The organism is Metapseudomonas otitidis (assembly GCF_011397855.1).
Classification (GTDB): Bacteria; Pseudomonadota; Gammaproteobacteria; order Pseudomonadales; family Pseudomonadaceae; genus Metapseudomonas; species Metapseudomonas otitidis.
On record NZ_AP022642.1, the window covers coordinates 1,242,588 to 1,259,713 of the forward strand.

Annotated in this window: 11 protein-coding genes; 8 read left to right on the plus strand and 3 right to left on the minus strand. The window is 68.8% G+C overall.

The window, feature by feature from the left end; genetic code table 11:
- Positions 1-9: 9 nt before the first annotated feature.
- From PotMrB4_RS05835 to PotMrB4_RS05845, 3 genes are all read right to left on the minus strand, one after another.
- The gene (locus PotMrB4_RS05835) at positions 10-1,602 is read right to left on the minus strand and encodes an ABC transporter substrate-binding protein (protein ID WP_172432769.1); all 1,593 of its coding nucleotides are present in this window, start codon (positions 1,600-1,602) and stop codon (positions 10-12) included.
- A 120-nt stretch (positions 1,603-1,722) separates the two neighbouring features.
- A complete protein-coding gene (locus PotMrB4_RS05840; RefSeq protein WP_172432770.1) occupies positions 1,723-3,324 on the minus strand; it encodes an ABC transporter substrate-binding protein in 1,602 nt (533 codons plus the stop codon).
- A gap of 214 nt (positions 3,325-3,538) precedes the next feature.
- Positions 3,539-4,255, minus strand: a complete 717-nt coding sequence (locus PotMrB4_RS05845; RefSeq protein ID WP_044409818.1) for an SIMPL domain-containing protein — start codon at positions 4,253-4,255, stop codon at positions 3,539-3,541.
- 260 nt (positions 4,256-4,515) lie between these two features.
- On the opposite strand from PotMrB4_RS05845, the gene PotMrB4_RS05850 reads away from it, so the two are divergent.
- The 8 genes from PotMrB4_RS05850 (at position 4,516) to PotMrB4_RS05885 (ending at position 17,123) form a co-directional block, all read left to right on the plus strand.
- On the plus strand, positions 4,516-5,772 hold the full coding sequence (locus tag PotMrB4_RS05850) for an ATP-binding protein (protein WP_044409815.1): 1,257 nt from the start codon (positions 4,516-4,518) through the stop codon (positions 5,770-5,772).
- 22 nt (positions 5,773-5,794) lie between these two features.
- Positions 5,795-6,355 (plus strand): response regulator transcription factor, encoded by a 561-nt coding sequence (locus PotMrB4_RS05855; RefSeq protein ID WP_044409812.1) that lies wholly within the window; start codon positions 5,795-5,797, stop codon positions 6,353-6,355.
- 300 nt (positions 6,356-6,655) lie between these two features.
- Positions 6,656-7,597 carry an AEC family transporter gene (locus PotMrB4_RS05860; RefSeq protein WP_172432771.1) on the plus strand — a complete coding sequence of 314 codons (942 nt, stop codon included), beginning with the start codon at positions 6,656-6,658 and terminating at the stop codon, positions 7,595-7,597.
- A gap of 137 nt (positions 7,598-7,734) precedes the next feature.
- Positions 7,735-8,526 (plus strand): YfaP family protein, encoded by a 792-nt coding sequence (locus PotMrB4_RS05865; RefSeq protein WP_074971640.1) that lies wholly within the window; start codon positions 7,735-7,737, stop codon positions 8,524-8,526.
- 35 nt (positions 8,527-8,561) lie between these two features.
- Positions 8,562-10,250 carry a DUF2138 domain-containing protein gene (locus tag PotMrB4_RS05870; protein ID WP_172432772.1) on the plus strand — a complete coding sequence of 563 codons (1,689 nt, stop codon included), beginning with the start codon at positions 8,562-8,564 and terminating at the stop codon, positions 10,248-10,250.
- Positions 10,250-10,888, plus strand: coding sequence for a DUF1175 domain-containing protein (locus PotMrB4_RS05875; protein WP_107329472.1), 639 nt, complete (start codon positions 10,250-10,252; stop codon positions 10,886-10,888). Before PotMrB4_RS05870 ends, PotMrB4_RS05875 begins: the two co-directional genes overlap by 1 nt.
- Complete coding sequence (locus PotMrB4_RS05880; RefSeq protein ID WP_232060798.1) at positions 10,885-15,465, plus strand: alpha-2-macroglobulin family protein; 4,581 nt, start codon at positions 10,885-10,887, stop codon at positions 15,463-15,465. Before PotMrB4_RS05875 ends, PotMrB4_RS05880 begins: the two co-directional genes overlap by 4 nt.
- Positions 15,466-15,467: 2 nt before the next feature.
- Positions 15,468-17,123: a DUF2300 domain-containing protein gene (locus PotMrB4_RS05885; RefSeq protein WP_232060799.1), complete on the plus strand. Its 1,656-nt coding sequence runs from the start codon at positions 15,468-15,470 to the stop codon at positions 17,121-17,123.
- Positions 17,124-17,126: the final 3 nt, after the last annotated feature.

The following is a 17,126-nucleotide window of genomic DNA, read 5'->3' on the forward strand; positions in this document are numbered from 1 at the left end:
AGCTACAGGTTATTCCCTACCCTCCAACCTCACCCGCGCAAAGTTGTTCGACCCCAGCGGGTTGAGCTGGTAGCCGCTGACGCCCTTGCGCACGACGGCGAATTGCCGGGGGTGGGCGAGGGGGATCCAGGGGGCTTGCTGGTGGAAGATGCCCAGGGCCTGGCGGTAGAGGGCGGCGCGCTGGGTGTCGTCGCGTTCGGCGCGGGCCTGACGGATGAGGGCGTCGAAGGTGGGGTCGCACCAGCCGGCGAGGTTTTCGCCGGAGCTGGCGGCGGCGCAGGAGAGGTTAGGGCCGAGGAAGTTGTCCGGGTCGCCGTTGTCGCCGACCCAGCCCATGAACACCAGGTCGTGCTCGCCGTTCTTGGCGCGTTTGATCAGTTCCCCCCATTCGAAGACGCGGATGTCGGCCTGGATGCCGATGGCGGCGAGGTCCGCCTGGAGCATCTGCGCGCCGATGCCGGGGTTGGGGTTGGTGGGGCCGCCGCCGGGGCGGGTCCAGATGGAGAGGTGGAAGCCGTCGGCATGCCCGGCCTCGGCCAGCAGTTGGCGGGCGCGCGCGGGATCGTGGGCCCAGGGTTTCAGGGCGGGGTCGTAGCCGAGCACGCTGGGCGGATAGGGGGCGGCGGCGAGGGTGGCGTTGCCTTCGCCGAACTGGGCGCGCAGGTAGGCGTCGCGGTCGAAGGCGAGGTTGATGGCCTGGCGCACGCGCACGTCGTCCAGCGGTGGGTGGCGGGTGTTGAGGCCGACGTAGGCGACCAGCAGGGCGTCCATCTCCAGCACGTTCAGCTCCGGCTCCTGGCGCAGCACCGGGATGTCGGTGGGGCGCGGGTAGATGGCCACCTGGCAGTCGTTGGCCTTGAGCTTCTGCACCCGCACGTTGGGATCGGGGGTGATGGCCAGCAGCAGCCGGTCGATGGCCGGGCGGCCGCCCCAGTAGTCGGGGTGGGCGGTGAAGCGCACCTGGGCGTCCTTCTCGTAACGCTGGAAGACGAAGGGGCCGGTGCCGATGGGGCGGCTGTTGAGGGCCTCGGGCGTGCCGGCGGCGAGCAGGCGGTCGGCGTATTCGGCGGAGTAGATGGAGGCGAAGCCCATGGCGAGGTCGGCGAGGAAGGGCGCTTCGGGGTGGCGCAGGACGAAGCGGACACGGTGGTCGTCGAGCTTTTCGATGCGCTCGATCAACTGCCCCAGGGCCATGGATTCGGCATAGGGAAAGCCTCGGGGCGAGCGTTCGTGCCAGGGGTGCCTGGGGTCGAGCTGGCGCTGGAAGCTCCAGAGCACGTCGTCGGCATTGAAGTCGCGGGTGGGGGTGAACCAAGCCGTGGTGTGGAACTTGACGCCCTGGCGCAGGGTGAACTCGTAGCTGAGGCCGTCATCGGAAAGCGTCCAGCGTTCGGCCAGCGCGGGTTCGATGCGGGTGCTGCCGGGGGCGAACTGCACGAGGCGGTCGAAGACGGTTTCGGCGCTGGCGTCGGCGGTGTTGGCGGCGGTGTACTGGACGATGTCGAAGCCTTCCGGGGCGGCTTCGGTGCAGACCACCAGGCTGGGGGCGGCCTGGGTCCAGAGGGGCAGCAGGAGCAGGAAGGGCAGCAGGCGTCGGTGCATCGGGCGTCCTTGGCGTGATGGCCTGCCGCGAATGCGTGCCTGCGGTGGCGGGTGGGGGAGGGCGCCCTGGTGCGGGCGCCTGGTGCCGGGAGGGCGGGGCGTGCTGCCCCGCCTGCCGGGTTACTTGCCGACGCTCACGCCGTAGAACGAGTTGAGGGCGAACGGGCTGATCTTGAAGTCCTGCACGTTCTTGCGCATCGGCTGGTAGACCGTGGAGTGGGCGATCGGGGTGATCGGCACCTGGTCCTTGAGGATGTGCTGGGCCTGCTTGTACAGCTCGGTGCGCTGGGCCTGGTCGGGGGTGGCCTTGGCCTGCTTGATCAGCTTGTCGTAGCCGGTGTTGCACCACTTGGAGAAGTTGTTGCCGTCGATGGCGTCGCAGCCATAGAGGGTGCCGAGCCAGTTGTCCGGGTCGCCGTTGTCGCCGCTCCAGCCGATCAGCATGGCGTCGTGCTCGCCGCCTTTGGCGCGCTTGATGTACTCGCCCCATTCGTAGGTGACGATGCGGGCCTTGATGCCGACCTTGGCCCAGTCGGCCTGGAGCATTTCGGCCATCAGCTTGGCGTTGGGGTTGTAGGGGCGCTGCACGGGCATGGCCCAGAGGGTGATCTCGGTGCCTTCGGCCACCCCGGCGGCCTTGAGCAGTTCCTTGGCCTTGTCGGGGTTGTAGCCGGCGTCCTTGATGGTCTCGTCGTAGGACCACTGGGTCGGCGGCATGCCGTTGACGGCGAGTTGGCCGGCACCCTGGTAGACGGCGTCGATGATGGCCTTCTTGTTCACCGCCATGTCCAGCGCCTGGCGCACTTCGAGTTTGTCGAAGGGCTTGTGGGTGACGTTGTAGGCGATGTAGCCGAGGTTGAAGCCCGGCTGGGACGGCATGTTGAGGTTGGTGTCCTTCTTCAGGGCCTCGAGGTCGGCGGGGCGGGGGAAGAGGGTGATCTGGCACTCGCCGGCCTTGAGCTTCTGCATGCGCACGGAGGCGTCGGTGTTGATGGCGAAGATCAGGTTGTCGATCTTCACGTCCTCGGGCTTCCAGTAGTCCTTGTTGCCGGCGAAGCGGATCTGCGCGTCCTTCTGGTAGCGCTTGAACACGAACGGGCCGGTGCCGATGGGCTTCTGGTTGAGGTCGGCGGCCTTGCCCTGCTTGAGCAACTGGTCGGCGTATTCGGCGGACTGGATGGAGGCGAAGCTCATGGCGAGGTTCTGGATGAAGGCCGCGTCCACCTGGTTGAGGGTGAACTTGACGGTCATGTCGTCCAGCTTCTCGACCTTGGCGATGTTGGCGTCCATGCCCATGTCGGTGAAGTAGGGGAATTCGGTGGGGTAGGCCTTACGGAACGGGTGGTCCTTGTCGAGCATGCGCTGGAAGGTGAACAGCACGTCGTCGGCGTTGAAGGTGCGGGTGGGCTTGAAGTACTCGGTGGTGTGGAACTTCACGCCCGGGCGCAGGTGGAAGGTGTAGGTGAGGGCGTCGGGGGAGACGTCCCACTTCTCCGCCAGGCCGGGGATGACGGCGGTGCCGCCTCGCTCGAACTGGGTCAGGCGGTTGAAGACGGTCTCGGCGGCGGCGTCGAAGTCGGTGCCGGTGGTGTACTGGCCGGGGTCGAAGCCGGCGGGGCTGCCTTCGGAGCAGAACACCAGGTTCCCGGCGGCGCTGGCCAGCGGTGCGCCGGCGATCAGCCCGGCGGCGAGAAGCGCTTGGATGACGGCGTTTTTACGCATTTTGACCTCATGTCTTGTTGTGTTTGTCATCGTGAGGGGCGCCCTCGTAAGGCGCCTCGCCCGAAACTATGCATGGCACATGCCCGAGGCAAGCCATGGTGGGACATGAGTGTAGAAGCTGTGGCGATGCTGTAAGGCGGTGTCGCAATTCTGCAAGTTCGCGACCGTTCGCAGCCTGGGGCCACCCGTTCGTGCGGGTGGCCCTGGCCCCGTGTCAGGGCATCTGCACCTCGATGACGCCATCGGCGGTGACGTTGACGCGGCTGGTGCCGGCTTCGATCTCCGGTGCCGGGGCGTCTTCGGCCATCATCATGCTGGCCTTGGCGGCGCGCATGGCCATCATCGGGCGCGGCTGGAAGCCGTCGCTGTTGAGGTTGAGGCTCACCAGCTTGTAGCCGGAGCCGCCCAGGGCCTGGGTCGCCAGTTGGGCGCGGGCCTTGAAGGCGTCGACGGCATCCTTCAGCAGGGCGTCTTCGTTCTTCTTGCGGGTGGCGTCGGCGATGCTGAAGTCCATGCCGGCCATCTTCAGGCTGCCCATCAGGTCGGCGCTGAGCTGGGACAGGGCGGCGAAGTCGGCGCTTTCCAGGCGCACTTCGGCGCGCTCGCGCCAGCGGGTGATCTTCTGGCCCTTGTCGTCGTAGACCGGGTAGCTGTTGCGGCTGCCGAGGCTGACGGTGATGCCCTTGGTGGCGCGGGCCTTCTCGACGGCGGCGTTGAGGGTGCGGGTGATCTCGGCGGCCAGCTTGGCCGGGTCGCTGTTCTCGGATTCGCTGAACAGGGTGACGTGCATCAGGTCATGGGCCACGTCCTGGCTGACCTCGGCACGCAGGGCCACCTGGTTGTAGCGCGCCTCGTCGGCCATGGCCGGGAGGCTGGCGAAGGCGGCGGTGGCCAGGGCGAGGGCGGCGGAGAGGCGGGTGATGGCTTGCATGTCGGCTCCTTGTGAGAGGCAGTGGGTGCGCGCGCGGTTTGCGGCAGTCAACAGGGTAGACGGGCGTTCCGTGCGGTCCGGGTTAAGACCGCAGGAATTTTTTTCGTTCGATCACGGCCTCGCCTTTCCACCGCTCTGGCACGCAGGCTGTGCAGTCGCGCTGTCCATGAGCCACCGCTGCGCAACGATGCGGCGAGTTGACGCATATCAGCGGTGCGCCAGGCGCCTTGGTTATACTCCGCCGAATTCTTGGAGTGCCCATGCTCGAACCCTTACACCACCTGTCCGCCAGCCGGCAGAACCTCCTGCGTCTGACCCTCATCCGTGTGCTCGTACTGGCCGCCCAGGCCGGTTCGGTGGGCCTTGCCTACCGCGCGCAATTGCTGGAACTGCCCTGGCTGGAGCTGTCGGTGACCCTGGCGGTGTCGCTGGTGCTCTGTGTGAGCACCACCCTGCGCCTGCGCGGCCCGTGGCCGGTCACCGAGCTGGAGTATTCGGTGCAGCTGGCCTGCGACCTGGTCATCCACAGCGTGCTGCTCTATTACTCGGGCGGCTCCACCAACCCCTTCGTTTCCTATTACCTGGTGCCGCTGACCATCGCTGCCGCCACCTTGCCCTGGGTCTACACCCTGGTGCTGGCGGGGCTGGCGCTGGCGGCGTACACCTTGCTGTTGGTGTGGTTCCACCCGCTGGAGATGCCGGTGGAACAGCGCGAGGCGATGCTGATCTACGGCATGTGGCTGAGCTTTGCCCTGGCGGCGGCGCTGATCACCTTCTTCGCCGCCCGCATGACCGAGGAGCTGCGCCGCCAGGACCAGCTGCGCGCCGTGCGCCGCGAGGAAAGCATGCGTGACCAGCAGTTGCTGGCCGTGGCCACCCAGGCCGCCGGTGCCGCTCACGAGCTGGGCACCCCGCTGGCGACCATGAGCGTGCTGCTCAAGGAGCTGCGCCAGGAGTACGGCGACAAGCCGGCCCTGCAGGACGACCTGGCGCTGCTGCAGGAACAGGTGAAGCTGTGCAAGGAAACCCTGCAGCAACTGGTGCGCGCTGCCGAGGCGGACCGCCGCCAGGCCGTGGTGGACCAGACCGCCGTGGAATGGCTGGAGGCGACCCTCAACCGCTGGCACCTGATGCGCCCGGAAGCCACCTACCGCTACCAGTGCCTGGGCGTTGGCCTGGCGCCGCGCCTGCGCCCGCCGGCCGACCTGACCCAGGCCCTGCTGAACCTGCTGAACAACGCTGCCGACGCCTGTCCGGAGAAACTCGACATTCGCCTGGACTGGGACCATCAATGGATGGTGCTGAGCATCCGCGACCAGGGCGCCGGCGTTCCCCTGGCCATCGCCGAGCAACTCGGCCGGCCCTTCTTCACCACCAAGGGCAAGGGATTCGGCCTCGGCCTGTTCCTCAGCCAGGCCAGCGTGACGCGCGCCGGTGGCACGGTGAAGCTGTACAACCACGAAGAGGGCGGTACCCTCACCGAGCTGCGCCTACCCCGCAGCCACGGTGTCGCCTGAGCCCACCACGAGAGGACTCGACATGAGCGAAGAACCCCTGATCGACGGCGAAGAACAGCCCCACCTGCTGCTGGTGGACGACGACGCCACCTTTACCCGCGTCATGGCCCGCGCCATGAGCCGCCGGGGCCTGCGCGTGTCGGTGGCCGGCTCGGCCGACGAGGGCCTGGCCCTGGCCAAGGACGACCTGCCGGACTACGCCGTGCTGGACCTGAAGATGGAAGGCGACTCCGGCCTGGTGCTGCTGCCCAAGCTGCTGGAGCTGGACCCGGACATGCGGGTGGTCATCCTCACCGGCTACTCCAGCATCGCCACCGCCGTGGAGGCCATCAAACGCGGCGCCACCAACTACCTGTGCAAGCCGGCCGACGCCGACGACGTGCTGACCGCGTTGCTGTCCCAGCAGGCCGATGTGGAAAGCCTGGTGCCGGAAAACCCCATGTCGGTGGATCGCCTGCAGTGGGAACACATCCAGCGCGTGCTGGCCGAGCACGATGGCAACATCTCCGCCACCGCCCGCGCCCTGGGCATGCACCGCCGCACCCTGCAGCGCAAGCTGCAGAAGCGCCCGGTCCGTCGCTGAGACGGACGCAACGCGCTCCGTAGCCCGGGCTTCAGCCCGGGAGCGGGGTGGGCGACCAGCCCCGGACTGAAGTCCGGGCTACGCCTACGACACCGCACCTGCAGGGGCGACTTCAGTCGCCAATCGGCGCGCCGCGCTGCTACCCCACAGGCACGGGGTCATCCGCGATCAAGCCTCCTCCCTCAAGCCAAGGGTCGCTAAGAGCCCTCCGGTTTTTCTTCCCCTGAAAGCGTCCTGAAAGCCACTGGTGGCCGGGCCTTGGTATTCTTAGCCGCCTAACCAATCCCGCCCAGGCCCGTCATGTTCTCCGTCGTCCAGCAGATCCTCGGCATCACCGCCCCGGTGTTCTCCATGCTGTTCCTCGGCGTGTTGCTGCGCCGTCTGGGCTGGATCGACGCTCCCTTCATCGACACCGCCTCCAGCCTGGTCTTCCGTGGCACCATGCCGACCCTGCTGTTCCTCGGCATCATCAAGGCGGACCTGAGCACCGCCCTGCAGCCCGCGCTCATCGCCTACTTCATCGTGGCCACCCTGGGCTGCTTCGGCCTGGCCTGGCTCTGGGCCCTCTGGCGCTGCCCGGAGGCGGACCGGGGCATCTACACCCAGGGCGCGTTCCGTGGAAACAACGGCATCATCGGCCTCGCCCTGGCCACCAGCATGTACGGCGACTACGGCCTGTCGGTGGGCGGGTTGCTCGGGGGTGTGGTAATCCTCTGCTACAACACCCTGTCCTCCATCGTGCTGACGGTCTATGCACCGGGCATGCGCGCCGATCCCTGGAGCCTGATCAAGGGCGTGCTGAAGAATCCGCTGATCATCGGCGTGCTCGCCGCCATCCCCGTGGCCTACCTGCAACTGCCGCTGCCGGCCTGGCTGATCACCTCCGGCGAGTACTTCGCCCAGATGACCCTGCCGCTGGCGCTGATCTGCATCGGCGGCACCCTGTCGCTGGCGTCCCTGCGCGAGAGCGGCCGCCTGGCCATCAGCTCCAGCCTGATGAAGATGGTCTGGCTGCCGCTGCTGGCCACCGCCGGTGCCTGGGCCCTGGGGTTCCGCCAGGCCGAGCTGGCGATCCTCTTCCTCTACTTCGGCAGCCCCACGGCTGCCGCCAGCTTCGTCATGGCGCGGGCGGTGAACGGCAACCATGCGCTGGCTGCCTCCATCATCGTCATCACCACCCTGGCCGCCGTGGTGACCACCAACATCGGCCTGCTGAGCCTGCAGCTGCTGGGCCTGATCTAGGCCCGGTGCCCCGGCCTGCGCGGCCTTGGGCAAGCTGTATCAAAATGTGAGGCGCTTCCGACTCCTCGGTCCCGCGCGTTGCGTCTTGGCGTGGGGAGGGCTAGCATCGCGGCCTTTGCGCCATTAACGGATTAAACATGCGCGCCGTTTCGCTGCTCAGCCTGCTGCTCCTGGCCCCCCTTGTCTGGGCGGCCGAGCCGTCCGCGACGCTGGAGGGGCCCAGTGCTGGCTGGCGCTACGCCGGCCTGCTCGATCGCAGCGAAAACCCGGCGGTTGCCTACCCGACGCCGCCCATCGACCGGGGCGCACAGCGCAACCGCACCCTCATCGAAGGCCGCCTGGCCAACATCGGCCACGTCCGCCCGCCGCACCGTCTGGTGGTCAACGGCAACCCACTGCCGCTCTACACCGATGACGCCGGACGTTTCGTCCGCCCGTACGCGTTCGGCGCCGGCTCCAACAGCGTCGAAGTGGTGTCTGGCGACGGCAAGTCGCTCAAACGCGTGCAGTTTTACGAAGCCAACACCGGCCGCACCCCGGCGCGCCTGCGCGTGGTGCTCGGCTGGGACGATCCCAAGGCCGAACTCGACCTGCACATCGTCACCCCCGACGGCCAGCATGCCTTCTGGGCCGACCCGGTGATGAGCAACGGCGGCGGCCTGGACACCGACAGCGTCGACGGCCCCGGCCCGGAAATGTTCACCATGGCCGCGCCCTTGCACGGCACCTACTTGGTGTACGTGAACTACTGGGGCAACTACGGCGCCAATGGCTACAACTTCGAAGCCGGCAGCAACCAGAACGAGGTCATCACGTCGCAGATCAGCCTGGTGTTCAACGAGAACACCGTGAACGAGAAGCGTGAGTCCTTCGTCGTGCCCTTGCGGGCCATCGGTGAGCTGGTGCTCGTCAAATCCTTCAACTTCTGATGTCCCGCCGCGTGGATGAACCGGGGTTTTTCACCATGAACCAGAACACCACTCCTGAAAGCGCCCGCACTGCCCTGGCGCGTCACCCGCGCGCTCTGGCCCTCGGCCTGCTGCTGCCGCTGGCGGCCGCCAGCCTGCTGGGGGGCTGCGACAAGCAGGAGCCGCGCGACCTGGCCGAACAGAGCGCCCTGGGGCTGGACCTCAAGCGCCCTGACGCCCTGATCGAAAGCACCTCCCTCAGCCGCCTGCCCAAGGACATCCTCGCGGTGCCGCTGCTGCGCGACACCCTCACCGAGGACTTCGTCTTCTACTACCAGGACAACGCCGACCGCCTCGGCCTGGCCGGCAGCCTGCGTCGCATCATCTACGAGCACGACCTCAAGCTGCAGGACTCGCTGATCGACGAACTGCTCGACCAGCCTGCCGAAGTCGCGGCCTGGCGGGGTGCCGACGGCAAGCTCAAACACGTGCTGGTGACCCTGCAGCGCGGCGGCCTGGCCCGCGTGCTGGAGCCCCTGGCCCACGCCGCCCTGGACGACACCCAGCTGAGCCAGGTGGGCGAGCTGCGGGTGGACGGCGACAGCGTGCCGCTCTACAGCCTGCGCTACCTGGGCGAGCGCTCGGTGCTGCTGGCCAGTCATGGCGACAAGCTGCTGGTGCTCTCTAGCCCCGGCATGCTGCTGGACGAATCCGGCAAGCTGGCCCGCGCCGAGACCGAGACGGTCGAAGGCCTGATGGCCGGCGACGATCCCTTCCCCGAGCGTTTCGGCCTCAAGGCCCGTGGCCAGGAACAGCAGCGCATCGCCCTGGGCGGCGAATTCCTCGCCTTCGGCTACCAGCGCTTCCTGCCCAGCTTCGCCGGCCTGCGCTTCGAGATGGACGACAAGGGCTGGCGCAGCTACGTCGCCCTCAACGAGGTAGACGACCAGGCCAAGTTCGACTTCAAGCCCGTGTGGCAAGCCATGCCCATGGGCGCCAGCGCCTGCGTCGCGCTGCCCGTGGCACCGGGCGTGAATGCCCGCCTGCTGGACCGCGTCGGTGCCGGCAAGGAGGTCACCGAACAGCTCGGCAAGCGCCTCGGCACCACCGCCGGCCTGTGCTGGTACGCCGACTCCCGCCTGCATTCGCCGCTGCTGGTGGCCCACCTCGACGAGGCGGCCTCCGGCCAGATGGACCCGGCCATCGAAGGCCTGTTCGGCTCGGTGATCGGTGCCTTCGAACCCTATGCCGAAGGCGGCCGCTTCCCGCTGGAGAGCCAGACCCGTGGCGCCGCCCGCATCTGGGCCCGCGACGTCGGTTCCAACTTCGGCCAGTACCCCGCATCCCAGAGCGCCAACCCCGATGCCCTGGCCTCCCGTGGCTACTTCCACGTGAGCCTGGCGCGCCATGGCGACACCCTGCTGTTCTCCCTGGACGACAAGCTGGTGACCAAGGGCCTGGATACCCTCGACAAGCGCTTCCCGCCCCTGGGCGAGACCCTGCCCAAGGACGCCCTGGTGCCGGCCTACCTGGCCCCCGAAGGCCTGGCCAAGCTGCTGGAGCGGGAAACCCTCGACAGCCTGCCGAGCAACGACGAGCCGGTGTTCCGCAACGCCGCCGAAGCCCACCTGCTGCCCAAGCTGCGGGCCCTCGGTGGCCACGGCAAGTACGCCCTGGCACTGCCGGCCGACACCCAGGCCAGCGACCCGTGGGAATGGCTGCCCCTGGAATGGCGCTCCCTGTGATCCGTCGCCTGCCGTTCGGGCTGGCCGCGCTGCTGATGGCGTGGAGCCTGGTGCTGCGCGCCGACGAAACGGTGGGGCTCGACCCCGAGCAGTCCCAGGTGTTCCGCGCCTGGTTCGTGCGCATCGCCCAGGAGCAGTTGCGCCAGGGCCCGAGCCCGCGCTGGCACCAGCAGGATTGCGCCGGCCTGGTGCGCTTCGCCGCCAACGAGGCGCTCAAGGTCCACGACGCCAAGTGGCTACGCGCTAATGGCTTGTCCAACCGCTACCTGCCGCCGGAGCTGGAACTGAGCGACGCCCAGCGCCAGCTCGCGCAGAACTGGCAGCAGGGCGGTGGCAAGGTCGGCCCCTACGTCAACGCCATCAAACTCATTCAGCACAACAGCCGGTTCGCCGGCCGCGACCTCAACCAGGCCCGTCCCGGCGACCTGATCTTCTTCGACCAGGGTGATGACCAGCACCTGATGATCTGGATGGGGCGGGAAATCGCCTACCACACCGGCACCAGCACCCCGACCGATAACGGCATGCGCTCCGTCAGCCTGCAACAACTCATGAAATGGAAGGACACCCGATGGATCCCCGACGAATCCAACCCCAACTTTATCGGCATCTATCGACTGAACTTCCTCGCCCGATGAACGCCAGCCCCCTGCGCCGTGCGGCGCGCCTGTCCGCTGCCGCGCTGATGGCGCTGGTGCTGCCCCTGGCCCTGCCGGCGCTCACCCAGGCCGAGGACGAGGTGCCGGCCAGCGGCTACACGCCCCTGGCGGGCGAGTCCTTCTTCCTGCTCTCCGACAGCAGCTTCGCCACCGATGAAGTGGCCCAGGTGCGCCTGGAGGCTCCCGGCCGCGACTACCGTCGCTACCGGATGGAGGAGTACGGCGGCGTCGACATCCGCGTGTACCGCATCGAGAACCCCCTCGACTTCCTCAAGCGGCAGAAGAACCTGCACCGCGTGAGCACCGAGGGCGACTTCAAGGGCGAGGGCCTGTCCAACACCCTGGCCTACCTCTGGGACAACTGGTACCGCAAGTCGCGTCGGGTGATGCAGCGGGCTTTCTCCTACGAGTCGCGCAAGCAGGTCACCGAAGAAGCCCCCGAACTGAGCATGGGCGAGGCCATCCGCCAGCCCACCGAGTTCACCCCGCAGGTGCAGTACGCACCGCTCAAGGGCATGCCGATGGTGGCGCAGTTCCGCTACCCGCTGTGGCAGGCCAAGCCCATCGAACCGCCGAAGGGTGTCGAGCTGGCCGGCTCTTCCAGCCAGTTCACCAGCACCCAGCCGGGCAACGTCTACATCCCCCTCGGCAAGCTCAAGCCCGGCCTGTACCTGACCGAAGCCATCGTCGGCAAGTACCGCGCCACCACCGTGGTGTTCGTCTCCAACACCGTGGCCGTGAGCAAGATCGCCGGCAACGAGCTGCTGGTGTGGACCGCCCGCAAGCACGAAGGCACGCCCGTGGCCGATGCCAAGGTGCTGTGGAGCGACGGCCTGGGCGTGATGACCAGCGGCACCACCGATGCCCAGGGCCTGCTGCGCCTTGGCCACGGCAGCCCCGAGCGCTCCTACGTGCTGGGCGAGGACGCCGAGGGCGGCGTGTTCGTCTCCGAGAACTTCTATTACGACAGCGAGATCTACGACACCAAGCTCTACGCCTTCACCGACCGCCCGCTGTACCGCCCGGGCGACTGGGTCGAGGTGAAGATCGTCGGCCGCGAATTCAAGAACGCCCGCGACTCGGTCGCCCCCACCGCCGCGCCGCTGAAGCTCAGCGTGCTCGACGCCAACGGCACCGAGCTGCAGACCCTGGACCTGGCGCTGGACGGCCAGTCCGGCACCCAGGGTCGCTTCCAGCTGCCGCGCAACGCCGTGGCCGGTGGCTATGAACTGCGCTTCCGCTACCGCGACCAGATCTACAGCAGCGCCTTCCGCGTGGCCGAGTACATCAAGCCGCACTTCGAAGTGTCGCTGGACCTGGCCAAGCCGGACTTCCGCACCGGCGAACCGGTCAAGGGCGCCCTGGTGCTGCTCTACCCGGACGGCAAGCCGGTGGCCAACGCCCGCCTGCAACTGAGCCTGCGCGCCCAGCAGCTGTCGATGATCGACAACGAGCTGCAGTACCTCGGGCAGTTCCCGGTGGAGCTGGAGAGCACCGAGCTCACCACCGACGCCCAGGGCCGTGCCGAACTCAACCTGCCGGCCGCCGAGAAGCCCAGCCGCTACCTGCTCACCGTGTTCGCCAGCGACGGCGCCGCCTACCGCGTGCGCACCAGCAAGGAGATCCTCATCGAGCGCGGCGCCGCCCGCTACGCCCTGACCGCGCCGCAGCGCTTCAGCAGCGCCGGTGAGTCGGTGCACTTCAGCTTCCGCAGCGAGCGCCCGAGCGACCTCAAGCCGGCCCGCTACGACTGGGTCCGCCTGGAAGACCAGAGCACCCAGGGCGGCACCCTGGCCGGCGGCAGCGACGGCTTCGACCTGAAGTTCGAGCGTCCCGGCACCTACAGCATCACGCTGAAGGACGACAAGGGCCTGATCCTCGGCGCCACCGGCCACTCGGTCAGCGGCGACGGCGTGAAGTCCGTGGCCGGCACCATCGAGATCGTCCTCGACAAGGCCGAGTACAAGGCCGGCGAGGAAGCCCTGGCGCTGATCACCTTCCCCGAGCCGGTGAGCGATGCCCTGCTGACCCTTGAGCGCGACAAGGTGGAAGCCACCGCGCTGCTGTCCAAGGGCGGCGACTGGCTGAAGCTGGAGCGCCTCTCCGACACCCAGTACCGCGCGCGTATCCCGGTGGGCAAGACCTTCTCGCCCAACATCACCTTCTCCGCGCTGTACACCCGTGGCGGCGACTACAGCTTCCAGAACGCCGGCATCAAGGTGGCCACGCCGCAGATCGACATCGAGGTGGTGGCCGACAAGGAAGTGGCCCGCCCGGGTGACACCGTCACCGTCGAGCTGACCACCCGCTACGAAGGCAAGCCCACCGCCTCGCGCCTCACCGTCAGCGTGGTGGACGAGATGATCTACGCACTGCAGCCGGAGATCGCCCCGGGCATCGACCAGTTCTTCTACCACCCGCGCCGCAACAACGTGCGCACCAGCGCCAGCCTCTCGTTCATCGCCTACGACCTGGCCCTGCCCGGCAGCGCCACCGCGCCCGGCCGCGCCAACCGCAGCGACCGTGGCGTGAAGGTGCTTGAGCGTCCGCGCCGCGAGGACGTGGACACCGCTGCCTGGCAGCCGGACTTGGTCACCGACGCCAACGGCAAGGTGCGCTTCAGCTTCCGCGTGCCGGACTCCCTGACCCGCTGGCGCATCACCGCGCGGGCCATGAACGCCGATGGCCAGGTGGGCCAGAAGCGCCAGTTCGTGCGCTCCGAGAAGCCGCTGTACCTCAAGTGGAGCGGCCCCACCAGCTTCCGCAAGGGCGACCGCCCGACCCTCGGCCTGTTCGCCTTCAACCAGGGTGAAGCCGGTTCCAAGGCCGAGCTGGTGACCCGTTACGCCGGCCAGGAACAGCGCACCACGGTGGAACTGGCCAAGGGCATCAACTACCTGCCGCTGACGGTTCCGGCCGTGGCCGAAGGGGACTTCCACGCCGAACTGGTGCGTGACGGCCAGGCCGTCGATGCCCTCGACGTGGCCCTGCACCTGGCCGCCGACGGTTGGCCGAGTGCCCAGAGCAAGAGCCTGGTGGCCTACGCCGGCAAGACCGAGCTGGGCCTGCCGGCCGACGCCAGCGCCATCCGCCTGCGCCAGGACGACAATGGCCAGGCCCTGTTCCGTGGCGCCCTCGACGACCTGCTCGCCTACCCCTATGGCGGCGTCGAGCAGACCGCCAGCCGCCTGCTGCCGCTGGCCGTGGCCTACCCGACCCTGGCTCAGGGCGAGCGCCGCGTGAGCGACCGCCTGCGCCTGGTCATGCAGACCGGTCGCCTGCGCCTGGTGCAGATGGCCGGCCCGGAAGCGGTGTTCACCTGGTGGGGCGACGAGGCCGATGCCGACGCCTTCCTCACCGCCTACGCCTACTACGCCGACTGGTACACCAGCCGTGCCCTGGAGGTTCAGCTGCCGCCGGACCACTGGCAGCGCGTGCTGGACACCTACGCCGCCCAGGCCCCCAACACCCCGCTGCTGCAACGTGCCCTGGTGCTGGCCTTCGCCCGCGACATGGGCCTGCCGGTGAACACCCTGATGGAAGGCCTGATGGCCGACCTGGCCGCCGCCGGTGACGGCGAGGACGTGCCCGAGGTGGACGACGGCCGCGCCAGCCTGGTGATGGCCGCACCGGAGTCGTCCCTCGGCCTGGCGGCTGCCCGCGTGCTCACTGCCGGTCTCGCCCGTCAGCTGCAAGTCCGCGTGCCGGCAGCGCTGGACGCCCAGCTGGGTGCCGCCCGCGAGCGCCTGTCCGCCAGCCAGCAGCCCTTCGCTGAAGCCCTCGGCCTGTACCTCAATGGGGCCGACCCGGTGCGTGCGGCTGCCCTGCTCAAGCGCCTGGCGCCGGGGCAGTCCACCGTCGAGCGTGCCCTGGCCCTGACCTGGCTGCAGCGCAGCCTGGACAAGGCCGGCCCGGACCTGGCCATCGCCCCGCAAGGCGACTGGCAGGCCCGCGAAGGCGACAGCGGCGAACGCTACTGGCAGTGGCATGGCCAGGGCGTGCCCGCCACCCTCGACCTGCCGACCGACCTGGCCCACCCGGTGGACGTGCGCCTGGATTACCAGAGCGCCCAGGCTGCCGGCGCGGGTGCCGCACTGCCGGTGGAGATCAGCCGCCGCCTGCTGCGCCTGGTGCCGGGCAGCGAGCCCTTCACCTTCAAGGCCGAAGAAGCCAAGCCCGGTGACATCTCCAGCGACGCCCTCTACCTGGACGAAGTGGTGCTGAACGCCCAGGCCGGCCGCGCCCTGCGCTACGGCCTGCTGGAAGTGCCGCTGCCGCCCGGTGCCGATGTCGAGCGCACCACCTGGGGCATCCAGGTCTCCGGCCTGGAAGGCGAGGAAGCCTCCGCCCTGGAGAAGGCCCGCAACGAGCCGGGGCAGATGGTCTACGCCGTCCCGGTGGATCGCCTGGAAGGTGCCCTGGTGCTGCGTCACTTGGTGCGCTTCTCGCAGAAAGGCGAGTTCCAGCTGCCGCCGGCGCGCTACGTCCGCCTCTACGCGCCGCAGGAGCAGGCGCTGGAGAGCGAACCGGCGCTGGGACAGATCAAGGTCGATTGAGATTGACCAGGGGCCTGCGCGTGGCCGCTGCGCTGCTGGCGCTGGCGGCCCTCCCGGTGGGGGCCGCCGAGGCGCCCCTCGCCTTGGCCTGGCGTACCCCGGCCGGTAACGAACTGCTCGAACTGGACCGCAGCCGCGTGTTGGCGCGCGGTCCCTTGCCCGCCGAGCGCCAGGCGCCCCTGGGCAGCCTGTGGAAACTCTTCGTCTATGTCTACCTGGTGGACCGGCAACAGCCAGACCCCGGCTACCAGTGCCTCGGCCACGACCGTGACGAGGTGTATTGCTGCAACCCCGGCGAACGCATCGACCGTGACCAGGCGCTGGTGAAATCCTGCGGCCTGTACTTCGATCCGGCACGTCTCGGGGTGACCCCGGATGACTGGTCCCGTTACTGGCAGGCACGCAGTGCCCCGGCCTGGCTGCAACGCCTCGATGCGCTGAAGCCTGAGGCGCGGGTCCCGGTGGCCGACCTGCTGGCCCAGCTGCAGACCCTGCCGGCCCAGGACGAGGCCCGCCGCGTGCTGCTCGATGTACCGCTCCAGGCCCGTGATGCCGGCGTGCTCGCCACCCTGGGCGCGCGCCTGCGGGTGAAGACCTGGAGCTGGCTCGCCGACGCCGATCCCCAGGCCCGCCAGGGCGGCTTCGCCGGCTGGCTGAACGACGGCACGCCGGTCTGGGCCGGCGGCCCCGGCACCAGCCAGCGCGTTCTCGGGCAGTACGCCGAGGTGCTCGAACGCACGTTGCCGGTGAGCTGGCCCCGCGAGCCGGGCAGCTGCGTGGAGGTGCGCCTGTTCAGCCGCTATCCGCTGCGCGAGGTGAGCCTCGCCGGCCAGTCCACGCCTGTGGCGCCCGGTGCCCTGCGCGGGCGCTATCAGGTGCTGTTCGAGAACGGCAACCGCCTGGACATCGAAAGCCAGGGCGAGCTCTTCCTCGAGCGCCGTGACGATGGCCTGGCGCTGACCGCTCACCTGGAGCGCGAGGACTATGTGGCCCGCGTGCTCGACCGCGAGGCGGCAGCCGAACCCGCCGAGGCCGCCAAGGCCCTGGCCGTGGCAGTGCGGACCTACCTGGTGCAGAACGCCGTACGCCGTGGCGAGTGCCTGGTCATCGACGACAGCAGTTCCAGCCAGCGGGTCGCCCCCCGCCCGGCTTCCGCTGCCAGTCGCACCATCGCCGCCTGGACCGCCGACCTGGTGCTGGCCGGCAGCACGGTGACCTACCACAGCGAGCGCGCCGGCCCGGATCGCCTGTCCTGGCAGCAGGCCGTGGCGGAGGCCAAGGAGGGCGTGCGCTACGACAGCATCCTCGCCCGTGCCTTCCCCCGCGCCAGCCTCAGCCGCTGGGACAAGCCCGTGGCAGCCTGCCAGGCCCTGCCCAACGCCGAGGACTGGCTGCGCCGCCAGCGCCGTGAGTGGCGCCCGGTGCTGGACGCCGAGCCGGGCTACGCTGAAATCCCGCAGTTCTCGGTGTGCCGCCTGGCCTCCGGCCGACCCCATGTCGACCGCGAGCGGCGGCGCATCTTCGTGCGCGGCCTGTTTTCCCTGCAGGACCGCCTCGACCTGACCCACGAATACCTGCACCTGGCCTTCGAAGCCCACCCCAACGGCCAGGACGAAGCCTACGTCGAGCGGCTCGCCCGCCAACTGCTACTGGAATGATCC

Bases quoted from the DNA above. Each gene is read 5' to 3' on its own strand.
- PotMrB4_RS05835 (WP_172432769.1), bottom strand. From the start codon at position 1,602: ATGCACCGACGCCTGCTGCCCTTCCTGCTCCTGCTGCCCCTCTGGACC.
- PotMrB4_RS05870 (WP_172432772.1), top strand. From the start codon at position 8,562: ATGAACCAGAACACCACTCCTGAAAGCGCCCGCACTGCCCTGGCGCGT.
- PotMrB4_RS05880 (WP_232060798.1), top strand. From the start codon at position 10,885: ATGAACGCCAGCCCCCTGCGCCGTGCGGCGCGCCTGTCCGCTGCCGCG.
- PotMrB4_RS05855 (WP_044409812.1), top strand. From the start codon at position 5,795: ATGAGCGAAGAACCCCTGATCGACGGCGAAGAACAGCCCCACCTGCTG.
- PotMrB4_RS05860 (WP_172432771.1), top strand. From the start codon at position 6,656: ATGTTCTCCGTCGTCCAGCAGATCCTCGGCATCACCGCCCCGGTGTTC.
- PotMrB4_RS05845 (WP_044409818.1), bottom strand. From the start codon at position 4,255: ATGCAAGCCATCACCCGCCTCTCCGCCGCCCTCGCCCTGGCCACCGCC.
- PotMrB4_RS05850 (WP_044409815.1), top strand. From the start codon at position 4,516: ATGCTCGAACCCTTACACCACCTGTCCGCCAGCCGGCAGAACCTCCTG.
- PotMrB4_RS05840 (WP_172432770.1), bottom strand. From the start codon at position 3,324: ATGCGTAAAAACGCCGTCATCCAAGCGCTTCTCGCCGCCGGGCTGATC.
- PotMrB4_RS05865 (WP_074971640.1), top strand. From the start codon at position 7,735: ATGCGCGCCGTTTCGCTGCTCAGCCTGCTGCTCCTGGCCCCCCTTGTC.